This is a genomic window from Thioalkalivibrio sp. HK1 (assembly GCA_000583135.1).
In the GTDB taxonomy this organism is placed as follows: domain Bacteria; phylum Pseudomonadota; class Gammaproteobacteria; order HK1; family HK1; genus HK1.
Window position 1 is genome coordinate 1 of sequence record JFBG01000027.1, and the last position, 22,665, is coordinate 22,665.

General features: G+C 61.1%; 19 protein-coding genes. 10 read left to right on the top strand and 9 right to left on the bottom strand.

The genetic code is table 11. The features are described from left to right. The 10 genes from BF99_RS0108465 to BF99_RS0108525 form a co-directional block, all read left to right on the top strand. Positions 1–425, top strand: a 425-nt coding sequence (locus tag BF99_RS0108465) for a BMC domain-containing protein (protein ID WP_025770519.1), incomplete at its 5' end; no start/stop codon positions are given. Then, the gene (locus tag BF99_RS20535; RefSeq protein ID WP_025770520.1) at positions 425–1,663 is read left to right on the top strand and encodes a malate dehydrogenase; all 1,239 of its coding nucleotides are present in this window, start codon (positions 425–427) and stop codon (positions 1,661–1,663) included. The genes BF99_RS0108465 and BF99_RS20535, both read left to right, overlap by 1 nt. A gap of 12 nt (positions 1,664–1,675) precedes the next feature. Further along, positions 1,676–2,077 (top strand): Rid family hydrolase, encoded by a 402-nt coding sequence (locus BF99_RS0108475; protein WP_025770521.1) that lies wholly within the window; start codon positions 1,676–1,678, stop codon positions 2,075–2,077. A gap of 171 nt (positions 2,078–2,248) precedes the next feature. Then, positions 2,249–3,580, top strand: coding sequence for an ABC transporter substrate-binding protein (locus BF99_RS0108485; protein ID WP_025770522.1), 1,332 nt, complete (start codon positions 2,249–2,251; stop codon positions 3,578–3,580). A gap of 89 nt (positions 3,581–3,669) precedes the next feature. After that, a complete protein-coding gene (locus BF99_RS0108495) occupies positions 3,670–4,524 on the top strand; it encodes a branched-chain amino acid ABC transporter permease (protein WP_025770523.1) in 855 nt (284 codons plus the stop codon). After that, a complete protein-coding gene (locus tag BF99_RS0108500) occupies positions 4,525–5,475 on the top strand; it encodes a branched-chain amino acid ABC transporter permease (RefSeq protein ID WP_025770524.1) in 951 nt (316 codons plus the stop codon). A gap of 6 nt (positions 5,476–5,481) precedes the next feature. Further along, positions 5,482–6,210 carry an ABC transporter ATP-binding protein gene (locus BF99_RS0108505; RefSeq protein WP_038097838.1) on the top strand — a complete coding sequence of 243 codons (729 nt, stop codon included), beginning with the start codon at positions 5,482–5,484 and terminating at the stop codon, positions 6,208–6,210. Positions 6,211–6,275: 65 nt separating this feature from the next. Then, positions 6,276–6,974, top strand: a complete 699-nt coding sequence (locus BF99_RS20540; protein WP_081759180.1) for an ABC transporter ATP-binding protein — start codon at positions 6,276–6,278, stop codon at positions 6,972–6,974. A 79-nt stretch (positions 6,975–7,053) separates the two neighbouring features. Continuing rightward, complete coding sequence (locus BF99_RS0108515) at positions 7,054–7,728, top strand: DUF2335 domain-containing protein (RefSeq protein WP_025770526.1); 675 nt, start codon at positions 7,054–7,056, stop codon at positions 7,726–7,728. Positions 7,729–8,004: 276 nt separating this feature from the next. After that, complete coding sequence (locus BF99_RS0108525) at positions 8,005–8,787, top strand: carnitinyl-CoA dehydratase (protein ID WP_025770528.1); 783 nt, start codon at positions 8,005–8,007, stop codon at positions 8,785–8,787. 292 nt (positions 8,788–9,079) lie between these two features. Here the strand turns inward: BF99_RS0108525 and argC are convergent, their stop codons facing one another. The 9 genes from argC to BF99_RS21930 form a co-directional block, all read right to left on the bottom strand. Beyond that, positions 9,080–10,165, bottom strand: coding sequence for an N-acetyl-gamma-glutamyl-phosphate reductase (gene argC / locus BF99_RS0108540; RefSeq protein ID WP_025770529.1), 1,086 nt, complete (start codon positions 10,163–10,165; stop codon positions 9,080–9,082). Positions 10,166–10,227: 62 nt separating this feature from the next. Next, positions 10,228–10,938, bottom strand: coding sequence for a prepilin-type N-terminal cleavage/methylation domain-containing protein (locus BF99_RS0108545; RefSeq protein WP_025770530.1), 711 nt, complete (start codon positions 10,936–10,938; stop codon positions 10,228–10,230). Positions 10,939–11,093: 155 nt separating this feature from the next. Next, positions 11,094–11,978 carry a type II secretion system protein gene (locus BF99_RS21925; protein ID WP_025770531.1) on the bottom strand — a complete coding sequence of 295 codons (885 nt, stop codon included), beginning with the start codon at positions 11,976–11,978 and terminating at the stop codon, positions 11,094–11,096. After that, a complete protein-coding gene (locus BF99_RS0108560; RefSeq protein WP_156013232.1) occupies positions 11,975–13,699 on the bottom strand; it encodes a hypothetical protein in 1,725 nt (574 codons plus the stop codon). The genes BF99_RS21925 and BF99_RS0108560 overlap by 4 nt, the downstream gene beginning before the upstream one ends. 310 nt (positions 13,700–14,009) lie before the next feature. Then, complete coding sequence (locus BF99_RS0108570) at positions 14,010–15,320, bottom strand: hypothetical protein (RefSeq protein WP_156013233.1); 1,311 nt, start codon at positions 15,318–15,320, stop codon at positions 14,010–14,012. Next, the gene (locus tag BF99_RS0108575) at positions 15,304–17,298 is read right to left on the bottom strand and encodes a hypothetical protein (RefSeq protein ID WP_156013234.1); all 1,995 of its coding nucleotides are present in this window, start codon (positions 17,296–17,298) and stop codon (positions 15,304–15,306) included. The genes BF99_RS0108570 and BF99_RS0108575 overlap by 17 nt, the downstream gene beginning before the upstream one ends. Positions 17,299–17,320: 22 nt before the next feature. Beyond that, entirely contained in the window at positions 17,321–18,529 is a 1,209-nt protein-coding gene (locus BF99_RS0108580; RefSeq protein ID WP_025770536.1) for a type II secretion system F family protein, read from the bottom strand. Beyond that, positions 18,520–20,685, bottom strand: coding sequence for a GspE/PulE family protein (locus BF99_RS20550; RefSeq protein WP_197019086.1), 2,166 nt, complete (start codon positions 20,683–20,685; stop codon positions 18,520–18,522). The genes BF99_RS0108580 and BF99_RS20550 overlap by 10 nt, the downstream gene beginning before the upstream one ends. Beyond that, positions 20,682–22,655: a secretin N-terminal domain-containing protein gene (locus BF99_RS21930; RefSeq protein ID WP_197019087.1), complete on the bottom strand. Its 1,974-nt coding sequence runs from the start codon at positions 22,653–22,655 to the stop codon at positions 20,682–20,684. The genes BF99_RS20550 and BF99_RS21930 overlap by 4 nt, the downstream gene beginning before the upstream one ends. Between the last annotated feature and the right edge of the window lie 10 nt (positions 22,656–22,665).

Consider the following 22,665-nt stretch of genomic DNA (forward strand, 5'->3'; position numbering starts at 1 on the left):
AACTGGTGGAACGGGAATTCGGGTTCTTCATCCTGCGCTCGCCTTCGAATGCCGAAGTCTGCGCCGCCCGGGATGCGATGCTCGAGGCTCTCGAGTCCTCGCTTTTCGATCGAACGAAACCGGCCATCAGCTCGACCCGAATCATCACCGGCGTCGAACCCTACCAAGCGCAGCTCATCAATAAATGGCGCCAAGGCGCACTGCTCGTGCCCGGGCGGACTCTGGGGATCGTCGAGTGCGCCCCGGCGGCCTATATCTCGATCGGGGCCAACGAAGCCGAGAAAGCGGCCGAAATCGATATCGTGGAAGTCCGCGCCGTCGGGCGCTATGGACGGCTCTTCATTTCGGGCTCGGAGAACTCCGTCAAGGCCGGGGTCGAGGGTGCGGTGCGAGCCGTCGAAGGGGTCCAAGGAAAAAGCGGCTGATGGGAGGAAGGCGGGTCATCGGGGTCGAGAGCGTCGAGGATGCCCGTCGACGGGGGCGACGAACGATCGAGATCCTGCGCGGCGATATCGTCACCGCCTTGGCCAAGGAGAGCGCCGAGCGATTGGGGATTCGCCTCGTTCAGGGGCCCATCGAGCGGGCGCCGGCGCCCGAGGCCGAAGGGCATCTCGTCTTGCAGCGAGCCCTTTGGCGACGATCGGCGAGATGGACCGGGATTGGAAGCGATCGGCAAGGCGACCCTCTTGCAGGCGAAAGTACCAAAGGATTCGTCGGCGGAATGAAAGGCGTCCGGCGATTTGCCAAGCTCGCCCTCGTCGGCGCCGGCGGAGTCGGAGCCAATATCGCGCAGATCGCGGCCATGCGGGGGATGGCCGAGGAAATAGCGCTGATCGATATTTCCCCGGGACTGGCCGCGGCTTTGGCCTTGGATCTGGAGCACGCCGGGGGTATGGGCGGCAACGCCGCTTCGTTCGTCGGCGGCGAATCCTTGGATCTTCTCGACGGGGCGGATGTGGTGGTCATGAGCGCCGGTCGCAGCCGACGACCGGGGATGGAGCGATCGGAGCTGGCCGCGGTCAACGCTCGGGTCATCCGGCAGGCGGCCAATGCGATTCGCACGCTGGCTCCTCGCGCGGTGGTGATCGTCATCACCAACCCGCTCGACGAGATGACCCTTGAAATGCTGCGAGCCACGGGCTTCGAGCGCGAGCGGGTCCTCGGCATGTCCGGGACATTGGACTCCGCGAGGCTGCGCCAAGCGCTGGCGCAAGCGGCGAGGGTCGATGCGGGCGATATCGACGCCATCGCTCTTGGCAGTCACGGTCGGGAGATGATCCCGATCATCAGCCTCGCCCGGATTCGCGGACGAAGCCTCGACGCCTTCCTTTCTCCTGCGGAAATAGAATCCTGTATCCATAAGGCGATCAACGGTGGCGGGGAGATCGTGGCGCTCAAAAAAACCGGCTCGGCGACCATCGCTCCCGCCCACGCCACGATCGAGATCTTGGATCACCTGCGCGGGGCGCGCCACGGCGCGGTGCCGGTATCGGTCATGCTCGCCGGGGAATACGGGATCGAGGGGGTGGCGGTCGGGGTTCCGGCGCACTTGGGAAGCAAGGGGCTTGTCGATATCGTCGAGTTGCCGCTCGACGATCGTGAACGAGAGCGATTGAAGGCCGCCGCGGCCGCGATCCGTCGGCGCTGCGAAGGCATAGGTTAAGGAGCCGCCGTCATGATGGTGGCGAGCGAAAAATCCGGCGGGCGCTTCGAGGAGATCGGAGCTTACAGCCGGGTCAAGCGTATCGGGCCTCATGTCTGGGTGGCGGGCACCGCGGCCATCGAGCCCTCGGGACGCATCCACGCCCCCGGGGATTGCTACGCCCAGACCCGCTATATTCTGCGGCGTATCGAGCAGGCGCTTTCGCAGGTCGGGGCGGAACTGTCCCATGTCGCTCGGGTGCGCTGCTACTTGGCCGACATGTCGCACGCCTCGGAATTCATCCGCGCCCACGGGGAGGTCTTTCGCGGCATCGATCCCGTGTTGACCGCCGTCGTCGCCGGACTCTCGCAGCCGGAACTGGTGGTCGAGATCGATGTCGATGCCCTGATCCACGAGCCGTCGATCGTAAGATGATCCGTCTTAATCGAGGCGCTCGATGGATCTCGCAGGCAGGCTTCGATCCCCAAGAGGGCTCTTCCGATCGACCATCGGCGATCGACCATCGGGTTTGGCGCGGACGAGACGATCTCGACGATCTCGACCCGAAACACCGAACACCCCGAGAAAAAACAGGAGATTGAGGATATGAAAAGCGCCACTTCGCCGGGCATCCGGTTTTTGGGCATCCGGTTTTCGGGCACACGGTTCTTCACGGCGGCTCTTCTTGCCGCCGCATTCACCGCCCACCAAGCCGCCGCCGATATCAAGGTGGGATTCATCGGCTCGCTCTCGTCGGATACCGGACGATCGACCCTGCGCGGCGCCGAAATCGCCGTCGACGAACTCAACGCCTCGGGCGGCGTGCTCGGCGGGCAGAAGATCGTCCTGATCCCCGCCGATACCGGCGAGGATGTCACCGAGGGCATCAAGGCCTACGAATACCTCGCCGAGAGCGAGGAGGTCGATTTCATCGTCTCCGGATCGATCGACGATGTCTCCTTGGGCTGGATCCCGCGCATGCGCGAATATCGCATTCCGACCTTGGATACATGGACATCCTATATCGGCATCATCGATATGGTGATCGAGGATCCCGAAGCGATGATGCCCTATTTCATGAATATCGCTTCCGACGAGGCTCTGGCCACCCTTTATATCGACTTCGGCAAGGATGTGCTCAAAGGCCAAATGGGCTGGAACAGCGTGGTGATCCTCGCCGAGGATACGGCTTTCGGCGGCGCGATCACCGGCTTGGTGACCGATGCGCTGGCCCCGGAGGCGGGGATCGAGGTCAAGGAGATCATCAAATACGACATCGCCACCGTCGACTTCGCCCCGATCTTCTCCAAGGCGCAAAACTCAGGGGCCGACTTCATCTACCTCGTCAGTTCGGTCAACTCGCAGGTGGTTTCCTCGCAATACGTCAAACTGCAAGTGCCGATGGCGATGACCGGGGTCAATGTATCGGCCATGGGCGCCGACTACTGGGAGGATACCGGCGGCGCCGGGGGCGGGATGTCGACCCTCTCGCCCGTCCCCTCGGTCGGCTTCAAACTCGATCCGGTCAGCCAAGCCTTCGTCGACACCTATCGAGCCCGATACAAGGACCGTCCGGTGATGCCCCATTTCAACGGCTTCAACGCCTATCACGGGGTCAAACAGGCGATGGCCGCCGCCGAAGCCGCCGGGGGATTCGATGATGTCGATGCTTGGGCTTCCAATATGAAACAGCAAGATCTGGTGTTGGAGCTCGACGGTCAACTCTGGCTTCGCTACGGATTTTGGGGCGACGACGAGGTGGAGCCGAGAACCGGACGCAAATACCCGCATAACATCCGCTTCGATATCACCGAGCCTTACGACGAGGCCTCTCCCTCGATGGTCGTGATCCAGTGGTACGAAGACGGCACCACTGCGGTGATCTATCCGAAGAAATACGCAACCGGCGAATTCGCCTTGCCCAGCTGGGTGAAGTGATCGATATCCGCTCGGGGGGTCGTCTCGGCCCCCCGAGGCCCGGCATCGAGCGCGCGATATCGACCATCTTGCCTCGGCGGCCTTAGGGCATGCTCCTCCAAATCCTGATCCAGGGCTTTTTGCTCAGCGGCCTTTACGCCCTGATCGCGGTCGGCTTCACCTTGATCTTCGGTATCGGCCGGATCCTCAATCTGGCCCACGGCAGCTATTTGATGGCCGGGGGCTACGCTTTTTTCTGGATCGGACAAATCATCGGCCTGCCCAAAATCATCGGGGTCGCCTTGGCCGTCTTTTTGGGTGCCGGTATGGGCATCGCGATCTACCGCTTGATCGTGCGCCCCCTCAAGGGAGACCGAATCGCGGTCGAGATCGCGACCCTGATCCTGGCCGTCATCTTGCAGGCTGCCATCGTGTTGATCTTCGGCAGCAGCTCGAAGATCCCCCATCCCTTGGTGCCCGGGGTGGTTCGCATCGCCGACACTCCGATCGCTTGGAGCATTCTGGTTGCGACCTGCGCCAGCTGGATCATCTTGCTTTCCCTTTACGCCTTCATCCGCCTGTCGCATACCGGCCGGGCGATGCAAGCGGTTTCGATGGATCCCAAAGGGGCGGCGATCTGCGGCATCGATTCCAATCGAATCGACATCATCGTTTGGAGCATCTCCGGGGGGCTCGGAGCCCTCGCAGGGGTGTTCTTCGCAGGCTATACCCAGCTCTCGCCCTCGATGTGGGTAACGCCTCTGATCATCTCCGTTGCGGTGGTCATCGTCGGCGGGATCGGATCGATCATGGGCACCTTGGCCGTGGCTCATATCATCGGTTTCATGGAGGTGATCGTCACCACCTTGATCGCCCCCGAATTGCGAGGGGTCTTCACCATGGGATTGATCATCGTCGCTTTGTTGTTTCGCCCCCGAGGGTTATTCGGCCGGGAAGAGATTTGAATGGATATCGGCAGACATCATCTCGCGCTTTGGGCGATCGCCGCCGCAGGTCTGTTCGTTCTCCCTTCGCTGGTGGGCAGCGGCATCCTGCGAACGCTGATACTCGCCAACTACTTGGCGATCTTCGCCATCAGTTGGGATGTGCTCTCGGGTCGCACCGGCTATATCAGCTTCGGACAACCCTTTCTCATCGGCATCGGGGCCTATACCACGGCCATCTTGACCAAACGCTTCGACGTGCCCATGGAGATATCGATCCCCGCCGCGGTGCTGGTAACGATGGTCGGGGGGTTGATCGTGCTCTTGCCCGCGCTGCGCCTTCGCGGCAGCTATTTCGCCTTGGTGACCTTGGCCTTGATGGAGCTGTGCTACCAGCTGGTGCAGGTGATCCGACCCGATATCACCGGCGGCACCCGCGGCATGTCCGGCCTGCCGACCCTGACCCGCGGCGCCTCGAATGGCTATTACCTCTCCACCGGGCTGATGTTGACGATCGCTTTGACGGCTTGGATGCTGATGCGAACGCGATTGGGACTCGCTCTTTCGGCCATCGGCATGGACGAGGGCGCGGTGCAAGGGGCGGGCCTTTCTCCGACCCGTCTCAAGAGCTTCGCCTTCCTCGCCAGTGCATTCATCGCCGGGCTCGGCGGGGCTTTCTACACCCACTATCTGGGATCGATCGCTCCTCGAGCCCTCTTCGATATCACTTTTCTCTTCACCATCCTCGCCGCCGCCCTGATCGGGGGATCGGGCACCGTGATCGGTCCGATCCTCGGGGCCTTCTTTTTGACCTTTTTATTGGAATGGCTGCGCCCCCTGCTACCCGGCGCGGAGCGCTATTTCGTTTACGGCCTGGTCGCTCTTTTGCTTTATATGTACCAGCCCGCCGGGATCCTTGCGATCATCGAGCGCGTGCGGGTCCGCTTGTTCGGCGATTCCCGAAGCGGATGAGGATCGATGACGATCGCCTTGGGCATCAGCGATCTCGGCAAGCGTTTCGGCGGGCTCGTGGCGATCGACGGTCTCTCCTTGGCGATCGATGACGGAGAGTCGGTCGGGCTGATCGGCCCCAACGGCGCGGGCAAGACCACGATCATCGGCCTGATCATGGGCGAGCTGCGCCCCGATTCGGGTCGGATCGATCTCTTCGGCAAGGATATTTCACCGCTCGGCGTGGCCGAGCGCATTCGATGCGGGATCAGCCGCACTTGGCAAATTCCCCGACCCTTCGCGAATCTCTCGGTGATCGAAAATATCCGCATCGGATCGATGCCCGACTCTTTGCGGGGGATGATCTTCGATCGATCGGATCCGATTCGAGAGCGCGAGCTGGCGATGAGCGTCGGCTTGGCGAAGAACGACCTCGAACGAAAAGCGTCGGATCTGGCAATGGGGGATCTGCGCAAACTGGAGATGGCGCGCACCTTGGCTGCCGGGGCCCGCATCCTGCTGCTCGACGAGGTCTTCGCCGGTCTCACGGTCGGGGAGATCGACCATATCGCGGCGGTGATTCAAAACCTTCGATCCCGAGGTATCACCTTCTTGATCGTCAGCCACGACTTGCCGGCCCTCGCCCCTCTCATCGATCGCGCCGTTGCCATCGATCGCGGGCGGGTCATCGCCGAGGGGCCGCTCGACGATATCCTCGATCATCCGGATGTTCGCGACTCCTATTTGGGAAGATAGGCATGAGCTTTTTCGCAACCCGACGACTTTGCGCCTTTCACGGCAAGGCCTAGGCCCTTTGGGATATCTCGCTCGAGGTGGAGGAAGGCGAGATCGTGGCCATCGTCGGGGCCAACGGTGCCGGCAAATCCACACTCTTCGACGGCGTAATGGGATTGGTGCACACCCGAGGCGATATCCGGCTCGCCGGGGAATCGATCCAAGGCAAGGGGCCGACCTTTGCAGTCGGCGCCGGAATCGGCTATGCCTCGGAGCGATTCAACCTCTTTCCCTATATGAGCGTGCGCGACAACTTGCTGACCGGCGCTTGGACCGCCCGCAAGTCCATCGAGGAAAACCTCCTTCGCGTGCATACCCTCTTCCCGCGGTTGGCGGAGCGCGAAAGCCAGGAAGCCGCCACTTGCTCCGGCGGGGAGCGTCAAATGATTTCGCTCGGCCGGGCGTTGATGAGCGCCCCCAAGTTATTGTTGGTGGATGAACCGACGATCGGGCTGGCCCCGAAGATTTGCGCGGAGATCGCCCAATCCTTGCAACGCATGCGCGACGAAATGGGATTGACGGTCTTGATCGCCGAACAGAATGCGAATTTCGCGATCCGCCTCGCCGAACGCTTGCTCATCTTGGAATCCGGCCATATCCGGGCCGGCGGACAAAGCGAAGAACTGGCGAAAGACGAGGGGTTGGTGAGCGCTTACTTCGGAAAGGATGCAGGCGGATTCGAAGCCAAGGAGGGTGTGAAAAGCCCCGGCGCCGCCTGGACGTGATGGCGAACTTTCGTCCTACACTACACCCTTTGTATCGGAGCGAACTCGGCGGCGGATCCAATGATCGAAGGAGAGAAAAATGTCCAAGATGCGCAAAGTATCGCTGGATGAATACACCGAAGAGATCAAGAACAAGCGCTTTTCCGATTATCTCGACGACATGCTCTGCGATCCCGATGACTCGGAAATCATCGTGATCGATAACGACAGTTTCTCTCGAGCTTGGCAGCAAGTCGGCGATGATTTGCGCACCGCCATGGGAGAGATGGATGAAGAAATCGCTCGGATGCCGCAGGTGCCGCAACGGGAAATGCGAAGCGTCACCCCCGAAAAAATACCGGATAGGGGTCCGGCGAATTCGATCCGAACACAAGGGATCGTCGATGCCGGCGATGTTTCCGACGAGAACGGGGGCGTCGATGTTTCAGCGGACCATTCAAATCCGATGCCGTCTCCCAAGGATCTTGCCGGCTACAAAGAGGTGCTCGAAGACGCCCCGGAGCGCATTCTTGCAATGGCCGGGAAAAATATGGAGGCTCGCAACAAAGCATTGATCTCCCTTATAAAATCCCATGAAATCAAAGCGCACCTTATCGGCTCGGCAAATTTGATCTGGACCATCGGGGTATTGCTCTTCGCTGTGATAGCGGTCTTGGAAGGACATCCCGTCTACGCCGCTTTGCTTCTTATCTTGGTGGGCGGACCGCGCTTTTTAAAATCGATCCGGGCTATTTTCAGATCCGATGGGACTTAAGACCGAAGTCTTGGCTCCAAAATCGACCCTCCTCTCGCCGATGGCCCCATACTCGCTTCAAGGCGGCGATGGGGAAAAAATCGGCTTCGACCTTCGATCCACAAGTCTCGTTCGCTCTCGCCGGAGCCCGAAATCCGGGCGCTTTTGAGTATTCGGGGCTTTTTCGAGAAAATCCGCATCCGTTTTCGATCGATCCGACACTTCGATGCTGCGGATTCGCACGCTCGCCCATGCGCTTTTTTCGATAGGAAGCGCCGAACCGATGGATGATTCGATATGAACGATCCGATACGCACTCATCTGGAAGGCGGAATCCTGGAAGTCGTCATCGATCGCCCCAAGGCCAACGCCATCGACTTGGCGACGAGCCGAAAGATGGGCGAGGTATTCAAAGCCTTTCGTGACGATCCGGCATTGCGGGTGGCGATCATCACCGGGGCCGAAGGGAAATTCTTCAGCGCCGGGTGGGATCTGAAAGCGGCGGCCCAAGGGGATGCGGTGGATGGCGACTACGGTGTCGGGGGCTTCGGCGGATTGCAGGAACTGCCGGGACTCGACAAGCCCGTCATCGCCGCCGTCAACGGCATGGCGGTGGGGGGTGGCTTCGAGATCGCCTTGTCTTGCGATCTGATCCTCGCCTCCACCGAAGCCTCCTTCGCCCTGCCGGAGATCCGGGCCGGGACCTTGGCCGACGCCGCCACCGTCAAATTGCCCCGACGCATCCCTTGGCATATCGCAATGGAACTCCTGTTCACCGGTCGGTGGATGGATGCTCATGAGGCCCATCGCTGGGGCTTGGTCAACGAAATCTTGGAATCTGAGGATCTGCTCCCTCGGGCTCGGGAGTTGGCGCGCTTGCTCGAAAGCGGACCGCCGCTGGTCTTCGCCGCGATCAAGGAAGTGCTGCGCGGGGTGGAAAACTTGAGCGCCCACGATGCCCTGAGCCGCATCGGCAAACGCCAATTCCCGAGCGTCGATCGCCTCTACGACAGCGAAGATCAGATGGAGGGATTTCGCGCCTTCGCCGAAAAACGCGATCCGATTTGGAAGGGTCGCTGAGAACCGGACGATTTCGCGTGGAGCGAAACACCCCTTCGAGGATCATGCTTTCGCATCTTGGCTACGATGCGATGGAGCGAAAGAACTTCGATATCGAGATCCGACGATTCACGGCAAGCAATCGCTTCTAAGGTAACGATTCCCCGCAACAAAGCAAAGCGGCTTTATCCCGACATCGACGAGAAGGGTGCGAATGCGCGTTGAGGATCTCGAAGGTCGATGCCTTCGGATCGCTGTTGATCGGGTACGGTCGAAGATGCGCCCGAATCGATCGATGTCTCGGACGCGGATTTCAAAGATCGATCCCCTCGAATTCGCCCGCTCCGATCATCAAATTGAGATTTTGCACGGCGGCTCCCGCCGCTCCCTTGCCGAGATTATCGAGGCGGGCGACGAGCATGATCCGGGTATCGTTTCCGAATACGAATAGCTCGATCGAATTCCCGCCCTTGCCCTGCTCATCGGCGTGCCCATCGACGTGCCCATCAAGTCGGGGATCGAGAAAACCGTCCTGTAAATACGCCTCGCCACCGAGGGGGCGCACCCGGATGCAGGGCTCGTTGCGATAACGAGCCTCCAAGCAGGCATGCACCCGGGCCGCGCCTTCGTCTTTGGCTCGGCCCGCCAGCATCCCGGCGGACAAGGGAATCATCGTCAGCATTCCTTGGGCGAAATGCCCCACCATCGGCGAGAAGATCGGTGGCGCCTCCAATCCGGCATGGAGCGCCATCTCCGGCAGATGCTTATGGTCGAGATGCAGGGCATAAGGGCGGACCGGCCATAGCCGATCGAGGCGATTCGAGGGCTTCGATGAATCGAGGGCTTGGGCGCTTCGATCCTCATAACGCTCGATCAGCTGCCGACCGCCGCCGCTGAAACCGGAAATCGCATGACACGAAAGAGCGGCTCCGGCGGGCAAGAAACCGGCGTCGACCAAGGGGCGAATCATCAAGATGAAACCGGTGGGATAGCAACCGGGGTTACTGATCCTCGATCCCTGTCGAATCCGCTCGCGCTGTTTCGGGCATAGCTCCGGCAATCCGTAGACCCACTTCGAGGCGGTACGGTGAGCGCTGCTCGCATCGAGCACCCGCACCCTCTCGTTGCGGATCATGGTAAGCGCCTCGCGAGCGGCGTCATCGGGCAGACAAAGGATCACGATATCCGCTTCATTGATAAAGCGGTCCTTGGCCGCCGGATCCTTGCGCGATCGATCCGGGATTTCAATCAACTCGAGATTCGCATGGGAGGCGATCAGCTCGCGGATGCGAAGACCGGTGGTCCCCGCCTGCCCGTCGATGAATACCCGCACCGCCTCCGTGCGGCGGCTCCCCCCGCTATCTTGCCGGCTCGTCCCTCGATGCTCGATATCGCTCATATCGCTTAGCCCTTGGTTTGAAAATCCGGTTTGAAAATCGAAGCCGCCGGCGCCGGATCGTGTTAAAAAAGATAGACGAGATTGCAATCTTGGCTATCGGAGGAGACGGCATAAATCTTGGCTCCGTCGGCACCGTCGGCAACGCAATTCCTCTCGCTTTGAGCCGGCTCCCCGAAGGTCGCTCCGGTGCTGACGGCAAGACGCACCGATCCGGTATCGGGTGCCCCGTCATCGAGTTTGACATCCACCTCGCGCGCGATATCCACCGGCATCCCGCGGCCTAGCACCAGATTCAAGCGCACCGTCGCCGTACCGCCGGCGAGGTAGTCGTCCGTACTACCGATCACCATGATCCGATTGTACGGATTAAGCGGCGCCAATCGGTTGGTGGCGTTCGGTTCGGCGGTACCGCCTTTGAACTCTCCTTGCAAGAACCCCGCCTTGGCCAACTGCTCCCAAAGGGCATTGGGTTCTTTCCACTTATCGCTGGATTCGTTGTCGATGCGACCATCGTTGTCGCCACCACCGTTGAGGGTAACGCCGATCGCCACCGACGCCTCTTTCATCCCCCAATCCCCCGGTACCCGCCGATAGCGATCCACGAAGCCGAAATAGGCAGCCTCGATACCGGAAACGCTATCGATGATATTGCGTACGCGAGCGCTGCCGATCAGCTCCTGCCCCTTCATCACCGCTCCGAGAAGAAGACCGACCACAACGAGCACGATGGCGATCTCGACGATGGTAAAACCCCTGCTGCGAGTCTTTCTCATGACACTCTCCTTGATTCTCCTTGTTGCCTGCCTGCGGATTTCGCGAACCTTGCGGGCTTATCCGAAAGACTTGGCCGCCGACACCTGATGAACGACGATGGAAACGCTCGCATCGACGAGCGCATCGAAAGTACATCCTCATGGCCAAACTCCGCTCATGGCCAGACCCCGGCCCGGATGAGGCGATTGAGCAAGACATACTTTGAAAGCCAGACCAGCATGTCGTCGGGCTCGCCGCTATCGGAACGCGCCGGCGGGCCGTATTCGTAGCGCGCATTGGCGGGGCGAACGGGATTGGTGCAGCCGTTCGGCGGGATCGCCGCCGCCTTTCCTTTTCTACCGTCGTTCTCTCCATCGGGAACGCCGTTCATCCCGCACGAAAAGAGGATCGCCGCCGGGCCGCCCGGGTTGCCGCGAACCAAGTCTTCATCGCCGACCCTATCCCGGATCAGCAGGCTGCCGATGGTGGCAGGGGGATTGGGGACTCCCTCTTTTCGGGTATAGGCATCGTTGCCGCGATAGCGAATCCGGCGATTCCAGCCATCGAGACCGCTGACCCCGAGGGTCATCCAAGGAATGCCCCCTTCGAATCTGCGACAAGGATGCGCATCGGGTTTCGCCGGATCGATCGATAAATCCTCCAGCCCATCGTCATCGATATCGGGGCAAGGCAAGCGACGATGGATGGCGGCATGGCCGAGCAGGGCCTCCATCGCTTGGGCAAGGGCCATTTCGGTCTCTCGCATTCGATAACGTTCCAACTGGGCGGAAAGCGGAACCATCAACCCTCCGACCATCAAGGCCATGGCGGCGATGACAATGGCCAATTCGATCAACGAAAAACCCCTTTGGCGGCCGCGACGAGATCCCGGCGCGATGATCTCGAAGATCGAAAGGGATAACGAGGAATGCGGGCGAAAACGGCGATCGACGACCAACGCTCGCTCGCCCCTTCGAGGTAGAGGCGAGCGCGATCGACACCTAAGGCGGCGATGACGCAAGCTGCGCTTTGCAAGGGCATCGGATTTGGGATAAGTCATCGCCCATCTCGGAAAAAACCGGGGGCCGACACATCGAGGTAATCGTTGAAATCCGGGGTGCGAAGGCGCATCTCGTAGTGTCCATCCGAGAGATTCGCGTTTTCTCCTTCGAACCACTGACTCGCATCGAAGCGCTCCTTATCCCGCCTCAAGGGAGGAATCGCCCTTCCGGGCAACAAGAACACCATCGCAATCCCTTCTTCATGACGACGCCGACCGTCGATGAACTCCCGAGTGACCGAAAGGCAATCGCCTTTCATGCAATTTCCGCTTCCCCCGGCAACGAAAGGGGGAGCGATTTCCACCCATAGAAGGCGGTGCCAGTCGTTCTCCGACAGCCAAAAAGGTAGGCGTCGATCGTCGGGATCCTCTTTGATGGTCGAGGGAGGAAAGGCGATCCCTCTCACCGAAAGCGGGGCTTTTTCATCCTTGTCGACGGGATCGTTCTCGGCGGGATCCTTGGTGAGACGGACCTTTCCCTTCCTCTTCAAGTTTTCATCCGTCGCCGGCTCCTCCCCATGCTCTGTGATTTCGATATTCGCTTTTATCGTCTTGGTGCCTTTCACCTCCCGCCGACGTAGATCGCTCACCGAGGGGGCGACCACCTTCGCCTGCCCTTCCAAATAGATATCGATCTCATAAATCCGAACTCCCCCGCTTGGAAGGCGCATGCGCGCACTGCCTTCACAATCGGCCTTGCCCAAGGAGATCCAAGTGCACTTCCCTTTCTCCACCGAAAGCCCTTGCTCGAGAAGATTCAGGGCATCGGCGGCCACGCTTCCCTCGATCGTCGCCCCTTCGAGCGAGCCTGCAAGAGAAAAAGGGGTTTCGATCTCCGATCCATCGATCGCTATCGGCAACCATCCTCGGCGGGTACCGACGGTTGCGAGCATATTCTTGGCACCCTCGTCATCCGCACCCTCATTCAACTTGGGCAAGAGCCAAGGCGGGGCTCCTTCCTCGTTCCATTTCGCTTCTCGATAACGACGCAGGTAGTTGCGCAAGGCCGCAAAGACCCGCAAAGCGACGACATCCATCAACTCGTCATGGGTCAGGAGGGCCAGCCGATCGTTGAAGCGCCGGGGATTCGAAGCCATCACCCCTCCGTAGGTGAATTCTCCATCTCGGGGGGTGGCGTTCTCCCCTTCGAGAAACTCCTCGGGAGCCGATTTATCCCGGGATGGATCTTGAAAATCGAGCGGGGTCCCGGGGTCGATGATCACCGCCACCACCCCATCTCGATCATCCACCCTCGAATCGGGCTTCGTCTCCATATTCACCGTTCTTTGATCTTTATCGGCGCGATATTTATCGTCCACCGCATACCATAGATAGCCGATTCGATTCTCATCGACGCCGCTTCGGGGCGCCACACCGAGTTGGGTCCAAGGAAGATAAGCGGTGGTCGGATATCGACATTTCCCGGCATCGGCGGAGCCATCGCCTTTCAGATCGGGACAAGGCAGGCGACCCGGGCCTTTTTTCTTTTTGGTGCCGGGACGACGCGTATCAGGATAAGCGGCCGAATACCCGATCAAGGCGTCCTTGGCGATGGCCAAGGAATATTCGTCACGGCGGCGAAGTTGACGCTCCCGATCCAAGGATTCGAGCCAAGATATCGATAAAAGACCTGCCGCCAGCACGCCGACCAACATCATCGTGATCAGCGCCGCCCCCCGCTCGGATGCCGCTTTATCCGAAAGCGACAACTTCGGCGGCAAACCCTTGGATCGAGCAAGCGAGCCCGGCGCACGACGGGGCTCGTTCGAGACCCGATGCGGGTTTTGCGTCGATATCGCAAAGCGGTCCTTCGCTTCCTTCATGTTCTCTCGCCTTCATCCTTGTGCGCTTCGAAGTTCCGGCTTCATGCCGATTGCAAAGGATCGCTTTTCAAACAACCGAAGAAGATGCGGCCGCGCAAGCGATGGATGCCCTATCGAGATGACGAAATGGGAGGAATTCCGATATCTCGCATCGAAGGGGGTGTTCTCGCCCTTGGGCATCGAGGCCCGCTTGCGCGGCCGGGAAACGCTAATCAAACACGAGGGGATCGGATGGATCCCCGGTGATCGGATCGATCGATTGACCGGGCAACACCTCCACCCATCGATCCCCGGCGCGCAAACGGATCGCCGGATAGGGATCGGTGATCGCGATGGCATCCGGTGGCAGGAGATCGACCTCGATCCGCTGCCCGTCGATCCAAATCCAACGAGGTTCGCCTGCGCGGGCGATGATTCCGCCGAAATGCCGGGATCGAGGAATCGGCGCTTCGGCAGGCGCTTCATGGTGAGACGATCCTTGTGGTTCGCCTAGTGGCTCGGAGAGTTCGAATGCGGGATCGAAAGGCTCGAATGCAGGCTCGGGGGGTTCGAACGCAGGCTCGGGGGATTCGAAGAGATCGAATGCCGGCTGGATCGACGCTATGGGTTCCTCCTCGGGCTCTTCCTCGGGTTCCGGCAAAATCGGATCGACCTTGCGTATCGCGGCCATCGCCGAGGAAAGGCGCAAGCGATCCAGGCGATCGCGCTCGGCGCCGGTCGTCAGCAGCCGATCGAATTCATCGAGGGGCGAGGTCGAAAGGATCGGATCGGGCGCACTCTCGCCATCCGGGACGAGGAGGGCGGCAACGGAAAAAGAACCGGCATCGAATGCCGCTTGCGGCACGCCGGGAGGGCGCCTGGCGGGATCCGAAGGCGGGACCACCACCCTCGTCCAGCGCAAACGACAGGCGACCCCCAATAAAGGATCGGGGACGACAATGCGCCCTCGACGGTCGATATCCTTCGCATAAGCCACGGCGGGATCGGAGGACGCCTTGCGCACCACCCGACAATGCGTGACGCTCACCGGAAGCCCGACCCTCGATCGAAGGCGACGAAAAAAGGCGAAGATCTCTTCCTCGTGAAAAAAGCGCCGCTCCACCCTGGCATCGATCCGCTCGACCCTCACCCCCCGACGATCCTCCGATCCCCGGTCCCCTTCGTCCCTCCCCTCGTCATCGTCGACGACCACCGAAGAAAGAAAGATCGGCTCCGACGCCAAGGCAAGGCGCATCTCCTCGAGCCATGCCCCTTCGCCCTCTCGTCGAATCAAACCCTTGGCTTCGAATGCGTGAAAAGAAGGCGCAAGGCGATCCTCTTCGAGCGCCAGCGATTCGAGGGCGGCATGCCGGTTGCGCAAATCGACGAGATGCGCCTGCGCCGTCGACAGCGACCGCTCCCGACGATGGACATGCCAAGCGGCACCGAGCGCCAGCGCTATCGCCACCGATAGACAAAGGGAGGCCAATATCCAAGATCTGCGCAAAAAAGGACGGCGCCACTCACTTGGGGGGAGCATCGAAAACCATCCTCATCGTGAAATCGACGCTTCGGGGCGAGGACGAAGGGCCGTAATCCTCCCAAGTGCGAGAGGGAACGCCGATGGCCTCGATGTCGCCGAAGCGATCCTCTTGCGCCATCGCGCGGGAAAAACGCCGGATCTCGTCGGCCGCGGGGCGGACATGGCCACCGATGGGGCGAAGGCTGGCCTGCAAATTCACGATTCGCCGCCGCTCGCCGATGAGCTCGACGAGGGTGGTGCGATCGAGGGCATCGACGCCCTCGGCCTGCAAGGATCCGTCCTCGGATGCCCGCCGATCGGCAAAGGGATCCCGATCCGCTCGTATGAAGGGATCGAACCACTCGATGCTCGATGGATGGATATCGGGGAAACCCTCGAGCGAATCGGAAAGCGCAGCGAAGAGCGGCTCCAATCGCGCCCCGCCGCCCTCGATGGCTTGGGCGGCGGCGACCGCGCGCCGAAGGTCGGGCAAGGGGATGCTCGGCGGCGAGCGCATCGGCGCTTGCATCCGCATTCCAAGGCCGTGAATGCGATGGTCGATGTCGGCGATCTCGGAGTCGATCTCGCCCGCCCGCTGCCAAGCAAGCCCGCCCCAGACCATGCCCGCAACGAGGGCGGCCACCCCCGCCGCTTTCAAGGCACGGGCCAAGCGCATCGCGCGCCATAGCCCCAGCATCGTCGGCGAGGCATAGTGATTGGGGAAAAAGCCTCGACCGGCAAGGTGGGCGATGAGCATGTCCGCTTCGCCGGCATCGATATCCGACTTCATCGCAGGCGGTGCGGCCGCCGGTGCAGCGCTCGTCGAGGTCGAATCGCCATCTTCCCTTTGCCCGAAAGGCGCCCTTTTGCCGAGCGCCGGCGGCGAGGGCGACGACCATGAGGGATCGACTCTCACCTTCGAAAGGAAGGGGGCGATCTCCTTGGCATCCAGGATCGACAACCCCTCGAAGGCATCGGGATCGCGCTTTATGGACTGCGAACCGGATTGCGAGCCGATCTGCGAGCGCAGCGCACCCGCCAAAGCCCCGCCGACCAACGCCACGACCTCGATATCGATATCGACATCCTTCGCCCCCGAGTCGGCCTGCTCCGATCGTTCCGATCGTTCGAGGTGCCGACAAAAGCGCTCGATTTCCTCCATCGCCCGTCGCCCTCGCAGCCAAGCATCCCCCTCGGGCAGCACCGCCAAGCGACTCATCACCAACCGTCCCTTTTTGAAAAAGCTCTGGCGAAGGGCGAAACGCCCGCTTTCACTGACCAAGAGCATCCTTTGGGCAAGCGCATCCGAGGACTTCGATGGCACCGAGGAAGACGGCTTTTCCCCATCCGATGGCGAGGACGAGGACGAGGATTCACGCTCGCCCGAACGCAGGAGATCGATAAATCCCGGTAAGCGAAGCAATGTCTCGCTCGCCAACGGCAACGACGTCACCCCGACCAGCGGGATATCGCATTCACGGAGCAGATCCAGCCATGGATCGAGGTATTCCGGTCGCACGATGGCCGAGAACAAGACGATATCGTCGCGCCGACCGGAGCGGTTGCGACCGGCCTCGCCGTCGGGCGGGTCCGCCCGACCCCGGCGAAGAACATGGATATGGGAAGCCCCGGGGAAAAGGCGTCGACCACGCAGATCCTGCACCGAGCGGCGGGAGCGCCCGATGACATGCGGGACATTCTCGAGACGAAAATCCTCCTCGACGAGATCGACCAACAACCGGATCGGATACTCGGCTCTTCCCCGCGCTTCGCCGAGAAGAAGGTGGCTCCGCAAAGCGGCGAACCCCTCCTCGGTGGCATCGAAGTGAAGGACTCGCCCCTTCGCCATCGATCGTTCGCTTCGATCCCCGGACCCTGTCGAGGGATCCTTGCTCGAAGGATCTTGTGCCGGCGGATATAGATAGGCGCCCTCGGCGCGCACGATCAGCACCTGCGCCTTTTCCCGCCGAGTCAGGCGCGAAAAGACGGCTCGCACGAATCGCGCAAGAAGGGGACGATTAAAAAGCAATGCCCGCCACCATGTCGTAGATCGGACCCATCACCGACACCACCACCCACAGCAACAAAGCCCCGAGAAAAAGCGTACACAGCGGCGCTATCAGCGCCTGCACCCTTCCTGCCGCTTCTCGCACATCCCGTTCGTAGAAATAGGCGATATTCGAAAGCGCGGTATCGAGCCCTCCGGTGCTCTCCCCGACTTTCAGCATGCGCAATACCAGCGAAGGAAAAAAGCCGGTGCGCGCAAAACCCTCGCTGATGCTCGCCCCTTGGGAAATTTGCCGCGCCGCCTCTTGCGCTGCGCTCTCCAACGCGCGGTTATCGAGCAGGGCTTCGCTAAGACGGATGCTCTCCAAAACCGGAATCCCGGCGGAATACATCAATGCGAAACAGTTGGCAAAGCGCGAAAGAACGAACTTGCGGCGCAAGGGACCGAAGGGCCATAACCTCAAGCGCAGGGCATCGAGCCGCTCGTGCACCGTCGGGAACAGACGGGCGGCGATGACGACCGGCAAGGCGGGCAAGGCCAGCAGCGGAGCCAATCGCCACCACCGCTCGACGAAGGCGGATATGGCGACCAATATCCGGGTATGCAGCGGCAGATCCTGCCCCATGGTCTCGATGAACCCGACCAGCCGAGGCACGAGGTAGACCATCAAAAAGACGATCACCGCCCCGACCACGATCGCCACGAAGAGCGGGGGGATGAGCAATTTGCGAAATTGCTGCATCTGTTCGTCCTGCCACCGCAGGTTTTCGGCGATCCGCCGCAGGATCGTCGGCAAATCGCCGCTGGATTCCCCGGCCCGCACGAGACTCACCATCATCGAATCGAAGACTTGGGGGTGGCGTTCCATCGACTGCGAGAGCCCGGCCCCGGCGTTGATGGCCTCGAGCATGTCCGCCAGAATTTCTCGCAGGCGATGCCCTCGCACGCTATTTCGCAGCTCGTCGAGGGCTTCGGGCACCGGCACCGAAATCGACACGAGTTGCTCCAAGTGAAAATAAAAGTGGAGCAGCTGGCTACGAGGAATGCCGCGAAAGGCGAATCGAAGGCCCTTGGCAAAGCGCCGACCGCTTCGATAGTCGATCAGATCCAGCTCCATCCGCTCCAAACGCGCTTCCAGATCCTTGACGTTGGCCACATCCATGCAGCCGTGGCGGATCGCCCCTTGCGCATCCATCGCCCGATAGCGCATCAGCGGCATCGATCCCGCCTTAGGGAGTGCATGGTCGAGCCCGGCACGCCCTTGGAACCGTCGTGGATCGGATCGTCGAGGAAAGATCCTCCACTTCCGGGATCGACCATCCGCGAGACTTCCTCCACGGTCGACGAACCATCGGCGATCCTCCTTTTCGCATCCTCGGCGAGGCTGACGAATCCCTTGCGCATCGCCGCCTCTTGCAGCTCGCGAGGGGTCGCCCCGCGGGCCACGAGATCGCCGATCTCATCGTCGAAGCGCAATACCTCGGTCAGTGCCATTCGACCTCGAAACCCTTGGTGATCGCATTCATCGCAGCCGACGGCGCGATAATTCCGGCGCCTTCGGCATCCGGCGCCTGAATACTCCGGGGAGGCATAACGAAAGGCGTTGGCCGTGGAATAGGCCTGCGCTCGGGCGGGGAAATCGGTCGATGCGGCGAAAGAGCCGTCCAAGGTGAAGGCGGGGGATGATGGATCGGGGCCATCGGCGGGCATCCGACATGCGCGGCACAGACGACGCACAAGGCGTTGGGCGACGATACCGATGATATTTCCCGCCACGGCTCCGGTGGACACTCCGATATCCAGCAGCCGCGGGATGGCGGCGATCGCACTCGAACTATGGAGGGTCGAATAGACTTGATGGCCGGTCATCGCCGCCCGAAATGCCATCGTCGCGGTATCGGAGTCGCGAATTTCTCCGACCAAAATGATGTCGGGATCCTGACGCATCAGGCTTCGCACCCCGTCGGCGAAACCGAATTTGATCGACTCGTTGATCGATGTCTGACGGATCCGGCTCATCGGATATTCGACCGGATCCTCGAGGGTCATGATATTGACCCCCTCGCGATCGAGATGAACCAGCATCGAATACAAGGTCGTGGTCTTGCCGCTGCCGGTCGGACCGGTGACCAGGATCACCCCGCTGGGGCGTTCCATCATGCGATGAATCTCCGCCAGGGATTCGGCGGACATATCGAGCGCGTCCAAAGAAAGGATGCCGCGGCTGCGATCGAGCACCCTTAGAACGATATTCTCTCCATAGGTGACGGGGAGCGAAGAGACCCGACAGTCGATCTCCCGTCCGCCCACCGAGAGGGTCATGCGCCCGTCTTGCGGCGCCCGCGTCTCGGCGATATTCATGCCCGACATCACCTTGAGGCGCACGGCGATCGCCGGCCAATATTCGCGATGCAGGCTGCGAACCTGACGCAACACTCCGTCGATGCGATAGCGCACCCGGAGAAATCCCGCCTCCGGCTCGAAATGCACATCGGAGGCTTCCTGCCGCACCGCATCGAAGAGCAATCCGTCCACCAAACGCACGATCGGCCGGGTATATTCGACACCCTCGGCCTCGGCGATCGCCTCGGCGGAGCTCTCTTGCTCGAGCTCGTCCAAAATCCCGGTGATCGATAAATCGTGATCGCAATAGCGATCGATGAACTCCTCGATATCCGCACGACTGGCCAATACCGACAGAATCCTCACCCCCTCCCCGATCAGGGAGCGGATATGGTCCAAGGCGATCACGTCGAAGGGATCGACCATCGCCACCCGCAAAATGGTCGGGGTCTTCTTTTCCTCCAAGGTCAGGCCGACGACGAGGAAACGCCGCGCCACTTGTACGGGGATCGCCTCGATGGCCCGGGCATCGGGGATCGTTCGCGCAAGATCGACGCTCTCGATGCCGAGGGCTCCGCCGAGGATATCGCGCAAAATGGCCCCGCTGACGAACCCCAAACGAATCAGGTTGTCTTCGAGGCTGCCACCTCTTTGCCGTTGCTCGGTCAGGGCGATGGCGATCTGATCCTCGCTGACCGCCCCCGACTCGATCAGCAAGGACTCGACGCAAGCGATGGAGAGATCCGGCGACCCTCGCTCTTTTTCTCCCACCTCTTTTTGCCGCCAACGAGAGGAAGCGGTCGCACTCGATATCGAAGCGGCGGCGCCGGATAGGGGGGATATCCCTTCTCGCTCATCGACCAGCATCGATTCGATCGAGGGGGCGTCCGGCGGCTCGCTCGATCCTTGCGCCGAAGATCCTTGCGCCGAAGATCCTTGCGCCGAAGATCCTTGCGCCGAGCGATCGCAAGAGGATCCCCCGTAAAGGCGAGATCCGAGCCCGGCTTCGAGCCCCTTCGAGCGGGAGGTCATGGCGAGCCCGCCCCCGGCGACGACGAAGCCCCGGTAAGCACCGACACCCGATCTCGGGCTCGGTGCGGATCGAAGGCAGGAGGCGATATCCAAGCGTGCGCCAAGGCCTTGCGATAAAAAGCGATGGCTCGGTCTCGCTCGCCTCGATGCTCGGCGGCGAGCGCCAGATTGAAAAGGGGATCGGGACTCCCGGGCGCCGCACGATGGGCGAGCGCATATTCGATGGCCGCCTCCTCATGGCGAAGCCCGAGAGCGAGAAGATTCCCCAACGCCACCCGCAACCAAGCAGGCGCCATCGAAGGCCTTGGAGGGCCATCGTCCCGATCACCGGAGGCAAGCGCCTCCCCGGCAAGGGAATCGCCGGCCGATTCGAAGGAAAAATCCGACTCCGATAGGACCTGCCTTAGGGCCCGCTCTCGCTCCGCCGCATCCCGCCCTTCGTCCAATACCACTCCCAAGATGCGGGCGATCTCGTGATCGGGGTCGATCTCGAGCAAACGCCGATACCATCGATGAGCCCGCTTCGGCCTTCCGGCTCTCAAGTCCACGACCCCGAGACCTTCAAGAGCCGCCGGCGGCCGCAAGTCCAGGATATCCCGATAAGCCTTGCGGGCGGCTTGGAGATCCGATCCTTTCAAGGCCTTGCGGGCGAAGGCAAGCCGCTCGTCCACCGAGAAGCGAGGCGGCGATCGATGCCAAGGAAGGTCCGGCGAAGGGGGCTCCCCGCTCGGGCTCGCAGCCGAGGATTCACCTCGGTAGGAAGAAGGCATCGCTTCGAAATCCGTTCTGGTCGATCCTGCGGCCTTTGATCCCCCGATCGCGGATCGACCATTTGGATCTCGAACGACGACCGGGCGCAAAAAGACCAATAGTTCGGTCTTGATCTCGCTTCGATCCCGGTAGCGAAAGGCAGACCCTACGATGGGCAGGCGGGAAAGCAGAGGCAGCCCTTCGCGATCGTCTTGATACTTATCCTGCATCAGCCCCCCGAGCACGGCGATCTCCCCGCTTTTCAGCCGCAGCACGGACTCGATTTCACGCACCGCGATCTCCGGGATACGACTCGTCACCCCGGCCATTGCAAGCTCCGGATTCGGGTCGACGACGAAGCCGATTTCCCTGGTCAGGGTGGGACGGATTTTCAAGATCACCTCGTCCAACGAGGAGACCGTCGGCGTCACCAACAGGATCAGACCGACCGGGATCGTGTGCAGATTCGTACTGATATGACGTTCGACGGTATTGTTCCCGGACGAGACATTGATATCGGTAGTGAAAAAAACGCGGTTTTCCGCGATCTTGACGATGGCGGTGTGATTGTTCAGCGCCATCACCACCGGGGTCGAGAGAACCCGCACCTCGCCGAATTCATCGAGAAGGCGGATCGATATCCCGATATCGGGCAAGGCGATGCCGGTAAAAGGGGCCGTTCCCAAACGGCCGCCGATATGCTGCGATTCGATGCCGATACGACTGAAAATACGATTGAAATCCACCCCGCCCCGGAATCGATCGTCGAGATCGACCTCGACGATCGTGGCCTCGATCAACACTTGGCGCTTGGCGCTGCCGATCGCTTGATGCAAAAAGCGCTCGATCTCCTCATGCTCGGTTCGGCGCGCCCATACCGCAAGGTTGCCCGCCTCTTTGTTGACGATGACGTTGGTCTGACCCGACGGGGGCTCGCCGACCATCGCCTGCACCGATTCTTTCAGTCGCTCCCAAAAACGATGCTCGGTACGGGTGACGATGCTGGCCGAAGAACTGTTCTCCCGACCGGCGGGGGAGCTGATATCGCTTGCGATCCTCGTGCCCGCCTCGTTGACGAGCTCCACCTCCAGATCGAGAGGGACATAATCGATCGGATAGGAGCGCAAAAAAGGCGTATCGGGATAGACGGAAAAGCCCCTTTCGAAACGCTCGATGCGCAGCGAAGCATGGCGAGAGATACGATCCAGCAAATCGTTCAAAGGAGCGTCG